The sequence below is a fragment of the Xanthomonas hortorum genome, assembly GCF_040279205.1.
GTDB lineage: Bacteria > Pseudomonadota > Gammaproteobacteria > Xanthomonadales > Xanthomonadaceae > Xanthomonas > Xanthomonas hortorum_F.
Map to the genome: position 1 here is coordinate 69773 of NZ_JBEOLS010000016.1, position 9030 is coordinate 78802.

7 protein-coding genes are annotated in these 9030 nt (G+C 64.5%); 2 read left to right on the forward strand and 5 right to left on the reverse strand.

Going from position 1 to position 9030, the window contains the following annotated elements; translation table 11 throughout:
* Position 1: 1 nt before the first annotated feature.
* The 5 genes from ABS769_RS08995 to ABS769_RS09015 form a co-directional block, all read right to left on the reverse strand.
* On the reverse strand, positions 2-619 hold the full coding sequence (locus ABS769_RS08995; protein WP_043909379.1) for a hypothetical protein: 618 nt from the start codon (positions 617-619) through the stop codon (positions 2-4).
* A 10-nt stretch (positions 620-629) separates the two neighbouring features.
* On the reverse strand, positions 630-1766 hold the full coding sequence (locus ABS769_RS09000) for an HD-GYP domain-containing protein (RefSeq protein ID WP_074057552.1): 1137 nt from the start codon (positions 1764-1766) through the stop codon (positions 630-632).
* 138 nt (positions 1767-1904) lie between these two features.
* Positions 1905-3422 carry a lysine--tRNA ligase gene (gene lysS / locus ABS769_RS09005; protein WP_317063014.1) on the reverse strand — a complete coding sequence of 506 codons (1518 nt, stop codon included), beginning with the start codon at positions 3420-3422 and terminating at the stop codon, positions 1905-1907.
* Between the two features lie 218 nt (positions 3423-3640).
* Positions 3641-4766, reverse strand: a protein-coding gene (gene prfB, locus ABS769_RS09010) for a peptide chain release factor 2 (protein ID WP_104591659.1) whose coding sequence is annotated in 2 segments (ribosomal slippage) — positions 3641-4690 and positions 4692-4766 — 1125 coding nt in all. Because the reading frame shifts where the segments join, the coding sequence is not laid out codon by codon here.
* A gap of 223 nt (positions 4767-4989) precedes the next feature.
* Complete coding sequence (locus ABS769_RS09015; protein ID WP_317063013.1) at positions 4990-5913, reverse strand: LytTR family DNA-binding domain-containing protein; 924 nt, start codon at positions 5911-5913, stop codon at positions 4990-4992.
* Positions 5914-6064: 151 nt separating this feature from the next.
* Here ABS769_RS09015 and ABS769_RS09020 point away from each other — a divergent pair, with 151 nt between their 5' ends.
* Both ABS769_RS09020 and ABS769_RS09025 read left to right on the forward strand, forming a co-directional pair.
* Positions 6065-7297: an acyltransferase family protein gene (locus tag ABS769_RS09020; protein WP_317063012.1), complete on the forward strand. Its 1233-nt coding sequence runs from the start codon at positions 6065-6067 to the stop codon at positions 7295-7297.
* Between the two features lie 101 nt (positions 7298-7398).
* On the forward strand, positions 7399-8436 hold the full coding sequence (locus ABS769_RS09025; RefSeq protein ID WP_317063020.1) for a DUF1176 domain-containing protein: 1038 nt from the start codon (positions 7399-7401) through the stop codon (positions 8434-8436).
* Positions 8437-9030: the final 594 nt, after the last annotated feature.

The following is a 9030-nucleotide window of genomic DNA, read 5'->3' on the forward strand; positions in this document are numbered from 1 at the left end:
CTCAGACGCGCGGTGGCGTCGATGGGGTTGGGATCCTTCCGTGCTGCGTCGCAGCGTCGATACCTGCAGCGGGCGGTGGCTCAATGATCGCCTGGTCGTGCTCGCGCAGCGTACGCAACAATGACATAGGAATGACGATCAACGCACCCAGCAGCGCGATCGCCAAGCCAAGCCGACCCTGCCAATAGCTACTGTTGGCCAGCGTTGCGCCGAAGCTGAGCGTGGCCATGGCCACCGCGTTGTGCAGGGCCTCGCTACCGAACCGCAGCCCATTGCCGATCGTTATCCAAAGCAACACGACATACAAGAATGCCATTGGCGCCCCCATCCAGGTCATCGCCAGCCCGATCAAGCCGTAATCGGACAGCATCCCTAGCGTGCGACGCAGATGCGAGCGCTGTGGGTTTGCAACAATCCAGCCAAAGAGCACCAGCGCCATCCCCTGACCGATTGCGATCAGGCAGAACAGCTGCTGCAGCTGGTGCCTGGAGACCTGCCACTGCTGAGCGAAGGTCAGCGCATAGACCAGGATCAGCAGAATCAACACGATGCGCACCAGCGCCTGACCATGCTCGCTGTCGGCACGCCGGGCGAGTCGAGCGCGCAGCTGGCCAAGCACCGCCTTCACTTCACACCCCGGGTCGTGCCGATGCGGTCGAGAACTCGCCGCAGATCTGATCCAGCTGCGCGCGGCCGCGTAGCAGCGCATCCACGCAGCGTGGGTCGAACAGGCGACCGCGCTGTGCGTAGAGATAGGCCAGCGCGGCGTCCATGGTCCAGGCCTCCTTGTACGGGCGCGGCGACAGCAGCGCGTCGAAGACGTCGGCCACCGCCACGATGCGCGCTTCCAGCGGAATCGCCTCGCCCACCAGTCCATCCGGATAGCCGGTGCCGTCGTAGCGTTCGTGATGACGTAGCGCGATCAGGGCGCCGACCTGGATGAAACGGTTCTGGCTGCCGCTGAGCAGCTCGTAGCCGATGCGCGGATGCCGCTTCATGATGCTCATCTCGTCGTCGGTGAGCTTGCCCGGCTTGAGCAGCACCGCATCGGGAATGGCGATCTTGCCCATGTCGTGCAGCGGTGCGGCCATCTCGATGATGCGCACCTCTTCTTCCGACAGGCCGAGTTGCTCGGCGATCAGGCCGGCCACGTGCGACATGCGCTCCAGAAACGCGCTGGTGCCCGAATCGCGGTACTCGATGGCGCGCGCCAGCCGCGACAAGGTTTCGCGTTCGCGCTCTTCGACCTCGTTCATGCTGGCCAGCAGGCGCTGTTCCAGCGACAGCGCGCGTTGCTTGACGCTTTCGCTCTGCTGACGCAGCTGCAGCAAATTGGCGCAGCGCGCGCGCAGTTCGCGCGGGCGGATCGGCTTGACCAGGAAGTCGATCACGCCGGCTTCCAGTGCGGCCTGACGAATCGGTTCGTCACCGACGATGGTGATCAGGATGATCGGAATATCGCGATGGCTTGGCAGCCGCCGTAGACGGCGTGCGAACTCCAGGCCGTCCATGCCCGGCATGCGATAGTCGAGCAGCAGCAGATCCACGCGTCCGGCTTCGCACCAGGCAAGCGCGTCGAGCGGGTCACCGAAGTCATAGACCTTCAACTCCGGTGCGATGTCTTCGATGACGTGACGCAGCATCGTCCGCGCAGACATCTGGTCATCGACAATAACGATGTTCAATCCCAGATCCGCCTTTTCCGACCAGCTTCCCCATGTATCCGTCGACGATACACCGACCGGATTGCCTAAAACATCCTGCATAGCCGTTGCTCCTCTGTCTCGAGAACGGGAAAGCGATAACGCCGACGGTACTGCCGACTCCCCCGACGATACGCCATTCGGGGCTCCGCTCAAGCATATGCAGTATCTGTGCCGTCGGCGACCCGACGGCGCAGAGCATCAGGCTTCCGGACGCATATACGGGAACAGCAGCACATCGCGGATCGAGGTACTGCCGGTCAGCAGCATCACCAGGCGGTCGATGCCGATGCCCAGACCACCGGTCGGCGCCATGCCGTACTCCAACGCACGGATGTAATCGGCGTCGTAATGCATCGCTTCGTCGTCGCCACCATCCTTGGCCTGCACCTGCGCCTGGAAGCGCGCGGCCTGGTCTTCGGGGTCGTTGAGCTCGGAGAAGCCGTTGGCCAGTTCCTTGCCGTTGATGAAAAGCTCGAAGCGATCGGTGTAACCGGGCTCGGTGTCGCTGGAACGCGCCAGCGGCGACACTTCGACCGGATGGTCGGTGATGAAGGTCGGCTGCACCAAGGTGTGTTCCACGGTGGCTTCGAAGATTTCCAGCAGCAGCTTGCCCCAGCCGTACGAAGGCTTGACCTTGATCTTCAGGCGCTCGCAATGGCGCAGCAGCGCAGCGCGATCGGTGCAATCGGCCGCGCTGATGTCCGGGTTGTGATGGCGAACGGCCTCATCCATGCGCCAGCGCCGGAAAGCCGGCGCCAGGTCGATGTCGGCGCCATCCCAGTTCACCTGGGTGGTGCCCAGTACCGACTGCGCGGTATCGCGGATCACCTGCTCGGTCAGATCCATGATCTCGTGGTACGTGGCATAGGCCTCGTAGAGTTCGAGCATGGTGAACTCGGGGTTGTGCCGGGTCGACACGCCCTCGTTGCGGAAATTGCGGTTGATCTCGTAGACGCGTTCCAGCCCACCGACCACCAGCCGCTTGAGATACAGCTCCGGCGCCACGCGCAGGTACAGGTCCAGATCCAGCGCGTTGTGGTGGGTGGTGAACGGCTTGGCGGTGGCGCCACCGGGGATGTAATGCATCATCGGCGTTTCCACTTCCAGGAAGCGGCGCGCGTCCAGCCAGGCGCGCATGGCGCGGATGATCTTGGAGCGCTTGATGAAGACCTCGCGCGCTTCCGGGGTGACGATCAGATCGACATAGCGCTGGCGATAGCGCTGCTCCACGTCCGACAGGCCATGCCACTTGTCCGGCAGCGGGCGCAGCGACTTGGTCAGCAGGCGCAGCGCAGTGGCCTTGACCGACAGCTCGCCGGTCTTGGTGCGGGTCAGCCCGCCTTCCACCGCCACGATGTCGCCGACATCCCAGCCCTTAAAGGCGGTGTAGGCATCGCCGAGCACATTGCCCTGCAGAAACAGCTGCACGCGCCCGGACTCGTCCTGGATCTGCGCAAAACTCGCCTTGCCCATCACCCGCTTGGCCATCAGGCGGCCGGCCATCTTGACCGTGCGGCCGCTCGCTTCAAGCGCCTCGGGGGTCCAGGTCTCGGCATCGACGAATTCGGCCTGCAGGTCGCCGGCAAACTGTTCGCGCACGAAATCGTTGGGATAGGCGATGCCCTGGCTGCGCAACGCGCCCAGTTTCGCGCGACGCTCGGCGATGAGGCTGTTCTCGTCGGCGGGGATCTGCGGCGCGGGGGTCTGCTCGGTCATGGCGGGAATCGATCTGCTGTGGGTCGGGCGCGTGCCCGGTGGGGAGTGAGGAACCGGACTTGCTGGTTCCTGCTTTGTTTTACGGTGGGACTGTGACGACTGCGCGGTGCAGCAGTGTCGACTGTTGGGCAATCTGCAGCCGCTGCACGATCAGGACGCCTTGCGGCCGCAGGCGGCGCGAGGTCGATGCGCGCAGGCACATCGACCTCGCACTGCGATCAGGCATCCAGGCGTTTGGAGCCTGCCGCCAGACCGGCCTTCAGGCTGGCCTCGACGAATTCGTCCAGATCGCCGTCGAGCACCTTCTGCGTATCGCTGCGCTCGATGCCGGTGCGCAGATCCTTGATGCGGCTCTGGTCGAGCACGTAATTGCGGATCTGGCTGCCCCAGCCGATGTCGGACTTGGTGGCTTCCAGCGCGTCGCGTTCGACGTTGCGCTTCTGCACTTCCAGCTCGTACAACTTGGCGGCCAGCATCTTCATCGCATTGTCGCGGTTCTGGTGCTGGCTGCGGCCGGTCTGACAGGCCACCACGGTGTTGGTCGGAATATGCGTGATACGCACCGCCGACTCGGTCTTGTTGACGTGCTGACCACCGGCGCCGGAGGAGCGATACACGTCGGTGCGCAGATCGGCCGGATTGATGTCGATCTCGATGTTGTCGTCCACTTCCGGCGACACGAATACCGAGGTGAAGCTGGTATGCCGGCGGTTGTCCGAGTCGAACGGCGACTTGCGCACCAGCCGGTGCACGCCGATCTCGGTCTTCAACCAGCCATAGACGAACTCGCCTTCGATGCGGATGGTGGCCGACTTGATGCCCGCGACTTCACCGCCGGACACTTCCATCAACTCGGTCTTCCAGCCGCGCGACTCGGCCCAGCGCAGATACATGCGCAAAAGGATTTCGGCCCAGTCCTGCGCCTCGGTGCCACCGGCGCCCGCCTGGATGTCGACGAACGCGTTGGCGCCGTCCATCTGGCCGGAGAACATGCGCTGGAATTCCAGCTTCTCGACGTGCACCTGATACTTGTCCAGGTCGGCAAGCACCGCTACGGCGGTGTCTTCGTCCTGCTCGCTTTCGGCAAGCTCTAGCAGGTCGGCGGCGTCGGCCAGGCCGGCCAGCACGTCGGCAATGCCGATGACGGTCTTTTCCAGCATCGAGCGCTCGCGGCCCAGGGCCTGCGCGCGCTCGGAATCGTTCCACACATCGGGGTTTTCAAGCTCCCGGGTGACTTCTTCTAAACGCTCTTTCTTGACGTCGTAGTCAAAGATACCCCCTGAGCGAGAGCACGCGATCGTTGAGATCGGTGATGCGCTGGCGGATCGGATTGGTTTCGATCATGACGGACTTCCGGCAAACAAGCCCGATAGTTTAGCAAGCGGGCGGCGGCGGCGGAACGCGTGGGTGGCCATGCGGGGGTCGCAGCATTCTGTGGGCGCAGCAAGCATCGGGAAGCGCCGGTCGGTGCAGTCGGCAGCCGGGCCGGCGCACAGGTCAGGTGCCGGGGCGCTGACTGATCCAGGCCGGACAAAGGCGGCATTGCATACGCTCGGCGCCGCTCCACTCAGCCAGCCGGTGCAGGCTCGGCCCGTTGCGCGACGGGCGCCTGCCCGGCCACTGTCCGCAACGCAGCCAGATAGCGGCGGCTGCATGGCAAGACTGTTGCATCGCACAGGTGCACGCGGGCATCGCCGGATTCCAGCGGTTCGATCGCCTGCACGCGTGTCAGCTTCACCAGGTAGCTGCGGTGGATGCGCACGAACACGGCCGGATCGAGTTTGGCCTCGATCGCAGCCATGGTGCTGCGCAGCGGGTAGTCGTGGCTGCGCACGTGCAGATTGACGTAATTGCCCGAGGCCTGGACCCATTCGATATCGGCGGTGGCGACCAGGAAGTCGCGTCCCAGCTTGCGCACCAGAAAGCGTTGCGGGCGATCCAGCGGCTCCACCGACGCGCCTTCGTCCGGCGCGGCCAGCAGATGCGCCTCGCCCTGCCGACGCCGCCCATACCAGGCCAGCGTGTGTTGCAGCGCCACCAGCAAGGCGAAGGTGCGCAGATCCTTGGAGAGTTCGTACACCCACTGCAAGCGCCAGCCACCGAAGTCGTAGTGCGCCCCCACTGCGAGATAGACCAGCTTGCGCAACAGCACCATGCCGCTGACGTGCAGCAACCACCAGACCAAACCAGCCGCCATGTAAAGCGGAATGCGCCGCCGCCAGACATCGGCATGCAACGGCCAGTGCCGGCATAGCCAGAGCAACAGCGGCAGGAGCAGTAACGAGGCGGTTGCGCTACTCAGCTCCCAGGTCAGCACCTGCCATAGCAGCAACGGCTGACCATCGCGACGCGCCGCCAGCCATGCGGTCGCGGTGTTGCCGAGCGCACTGCCGTAGAAAACCAGCAACCAGATCAACGCCACCCACAGCTTGCCCGCGCTGGCGTTGCTGCCGGTATCGGGTGGAATGGCCCCGGATGCTGGTGAATTCATCCGCGCATTCTAGGCAAACCGTCTGCCTGCCGTCCCCGGTTCGTCCCTGCAGTACCGCAACTGGTCACTCAGGGACGGCGTTGCCACCCTTGGTGCATCTGCATGGGCCGGATGTGCCGAGGATGCAGGCACGCCTTCAACCGACACGACCATGACCGAGCGCCGCCACGATATCGATGCCTTGCGCGTCTTCGCCTTTGCACTGCTGATCCTCTATCACGTGGGCATGGCCTATGTGGCCGACTGGGATTTCCACCTCAAGAGCGTGCACACCGCACAGTGGTTGCAGTGGCCGATGATCGTGCTCAATCGGTGGCGGATGCCGTTGCTGTTCATGATCTCCGGCATCGCGATCGGGCTGGCGCGGCCGCAGGCCAGGCCCTGGCGTTTCGCGCTGCAGCGCTGCGGGCGGTTGCTGCCGCCGTTGCTGTTCGGCATGTTCGTGGTGGTTGCGGTGCAGGCCTATTGCCAGGGCGTGAGCAACGGCAAGGTCAACCCGGGTTTCGGTAACTTCCTGTTGCGCTATTGGCAGGTGCGGCCGTGGCCGGCCGGCAGCTTCGATGGCTGGGAGCACGGCATCACCTGGAACCATCTGTGGTATCTGGCCTACCTGCTGCCCTACACCGTGGCGTTGATGGCGTTGATGGCGTTGATGGCGCTGGTGTCGCTGACAACGCGGCTGCGGTTGGCCGAGTTGCCTCGCTTGCCCGCTGCGCTGGCAGTACCGGCACTGCTGTTGTTGCCGATCCTGTGGGAAGCGTTCTGCGTGCTGTGGGTGATGCCACTCCACCCGCCGACCCACGCGTTGGTCGGCGACTGGTTCGTGCATGCCGAATCGTTCCCGTTGTTCGTCTTGGGGTATCTACTGGCACGCCGTGAACGCTTCTGGCAGTTGGCCGTGCGACTGCGCTGGCTTACGTTGGGCGCCGCGCTATTGGCGATCGGCACCGAACTGGCAATCCGTTATGTCGGCATCCACGGACAACCGGCGCAACTGGGTGGAACGCTGGCCGCGCTGCCGTGGGAGACGATCGAACACAGCGCACGTGCCGCCTACACCTGGCTGGCGCTGCTGACGATGCTTGGCTGGGCCAGGCACCGTTTGAACCGTCCGTTCCGCTGGCTGCCGTACTGCACCGAAGCCGTGTTTCCCTGGTACATCCTGCATCAGAGCCTGATCATCGCGGTGCTCTACTGGCTGATGCCGTTGCACTTGAATGCCTGGCTGGAACCGGCGCTGGTGATTGCCGCTACCGTGATCGGCTGTCTGGCACTGCATGAATATGCGATTCGCCGCGTGCGCTGGCTGCGCCCGTTGTTCGGATTACGTGGTCGCACGCAGCGTTCGACGAGGCAGGTCGACGTCATGCCGATGCCGTCATGAACGCATTGCGCACCGATGGCGCTGTTTGGCCCGCGATTCACTGGACGGCCTATCCGCAGCAACGCAAGATGCGCGCCGGACACGCTCTTTCGAAGAACACCATGCGCCCCACCCTGCTTGCCGCCGCCTTGTTGCTGACGCCCGTTGCCGCCCTTGCCGAGGCCCCCGTCGGCATCGCCTTCGACCATGAAGACTGGACCATCGCCTGCGACAACACCCGCACCTGCCGCGCTGCCGGTTACCAGCCGGACGAAGGCGACAGCACGCCGGTGTCGGTGCTGTTGACCCGCAAGGCCGGGGCCGGGCAAGCGGTGACGGCCGAGTTGATGCTGGGCCAGTACGACGAGGTCAAGATGCCGACCTCGCTCACATTGCGCATCGACCAGCGCGATCTGGGCAAGCTGGCGCTCAATCGCGACAGCGGCACCGCGCCGCTGACCAGCGCACAGGTCACCGCACTGCTGGCCGCGCTAACACGCAGCAGCACGATCGTGGCGCTCGGCAACGACGGCCGCCGGTGGCAACTGTCCGATCGCGGCGCCGCGGCGGTGCTGCTGAAGATGGACGAATTCCAGGGCCGGCTGGGCACGCGCGGCGCACTGGTGCGCAAGGGCGATCGCGACGAAACCGCCGTGCTGCCGGCCGTGCCGGTACCGCAGATACGTGAAGCCAAACTCGCCGCGCCGCAAGCGGCCGATGCGCGCCTGGGCAAACTGCCGGCGCTCTATCAGGCGCTGCGTGCCAGCTTGCCGGCCAACGACGAATGCAAGGGGCTGGACGCAAGCACTGCGCCGGAACCACTGACGATCACCCGGCTCAGCAGCGACAAATTATTGGTCTCGACCGACTGCTGGATGGGCGCCTACAACGTCGGCACCGGCTATTGGGTCATCAATGCGCGCGCGCCGTTCGCGCCCACCTTGATCACCACCCAGGCCAGCGATCTGGATGAGGCGACCATCCTCGCATCGCACAAGGGGCGAGGTCTGGGCGATTGCTACAGCCAGGCCAGCTGGACCTGGGACGGCCGCCGGTTTGTGCCGACCTCCAAATCCACCTCCGGCCTGTGCCGGCTGGTGGCCGCAGGCGGCGCGTGGGAATTGCCGACGCTGGTGACCGAGGTCAAGAAGTCACCTTGATCGAAGCGAGGACAGTGCGCGTGTGTGCTTGCACTGTCTTGGAAGACGCTTTGACGCGGCGACGACACTATTTCGCAGCTATCAGGCGTGCGCCACTTGCCGCACACCACCGCGCACATGCCACCTGTGACTGCGCCTTCCAGTGCAGAGCGGCTGGGCCGCGGTCTGGCTGCGGGGCCCTTGCCCGCCCACCATCGCAGGACACGCCGCAAGTACGTCCGTGTAGGCTCTTACGCGGCATCCATGCCGCGTAAGGTCCCGCGACGGTGAGCGGGCAAGGACCATCGAAGATGGTCGGTGTGCGTGGTTGCTAGCAGAGCATGACGCGTGTTTCTCGGATCACGGCGCGTCCGATCAGCTTCCCAGTAAATGCCGAACAACACAGGCCTTAGAGAAAGCACCTACAGACTTGTCATCGCGAATTGCGTGGGTCACTGGAAAACAAGATGACCAATCGGCTTGCCTTGACCAGGTCATGGAGACGACAAGCCGAGGCGGCAGCGTGGCCGGGGATTGGCGGAGAGCGGCACAGGGATGTGCCGCGGCGGCGAGTCAGACAGGATGTCTGACCGAGCCGAGGAGCCGATCCCCGGC

Coding starts and splice junctions, on each gene's coding strand:
- ABS769_RS09000 (WP_074057552.1), bottom strand. CDS start 1,766: ATGCAGGATGTTTTAGGCAATCCGGTCGGTGTATCGTCGACGGATACA.
- lysS (WP_317063014.1), bottom strand. CDS start 3,422: ATGACCGAGCAGACCCCCGCGCCGCAGATCCCCGCCGACGAGAACAGC.
- ABS769_RS09015 (WP_317063013.1), bottom strand. CDS start 5,913: ATGAATTCACCAGCATCCGGGGCCATTCCACCCGATACCGGCAGCAAC.
- ABS769_RS09020 (WP_317063012.1), top strand. CDS start 6,065: ATGACCGAGCGCCGCCACGATATCGATGCCTTGCGCGTCTTCGCCTTT.
- ABS769_RS09025 (WP_317063020.1), top strand. CDS start 7,399: ATGCGCCCCACCCTGCTTGCCGCCGCCTTGTTGCTGACGCCCGTTGCC.